The following is a 418-nucleotide window of genomic DNA, read 5'->3' on the forward strand; positions in this document are numbered from 1 at the left end:
CCCAGGACAGGGTGCGCGCCTCGCTGGAGGAGATCCAGCGGGCGCTGGCGCAGGCCGGCCGTCAGTACGCGGACGTGGAGACGGCCAACGCGCGCATGTTCGCCGGCTGAGCCGGACGTGCGGGGAGGGGGTGGTCGGGCCTCCAGAGGCCGACCACCCCCTCCCCGGCGATCATCAGGCGGCGCGGTGCACCGGCGCGGAGTGCTGCGCCGCACCCGCTGCGCCCCAGCGCATCTCCATGTGCGTGCGCCCCGTCGCGTCGCGCACCGGCACCCACTGCGCCTGCAGACCGCGGGGAGCCCCCACCTTCTTGGCCTGGATGTCGTTCATGTGGCACCTCCCGTTCATCTTCTGTTCACCTGAACCTACGCCTCTCCCGGATCGAAATCCAGTCAGGACCGCGTCAACACCGCGTCAG

The 418-nt window shown here is 71.5% G+C and carries 1 protein-coding gene; it reads right to left on the reverse strand.

Features of this window, described 5'->3' with window-relative positions:
• Nucleotides 1–174: 174 nt before the first annotated feature.
• Nucleotides 175–330 carry a hypothetical protein gene (locus GTR00_RS22565; protein WP_166613683.1) on the reverse strand — a complete coding sequence of 52 codons (156 nt, stop codon included), beginning with the start codon at nucleotides 328–330 and terminating at the stop codon, nucleotides 175–177.
• Nucleotides 331–418 lie beyond the last annotated feature (88 nt).

Origin of the sequence: Kineococcus indalonis (genome assembly GCF_009906395.1) — a bacterium.
GTDB lineage: Bacteria > Actinomycetota > Actinomycetes > Actinomycetales > Kineococcaceae > Kineococcus > Kineococcus indalonis.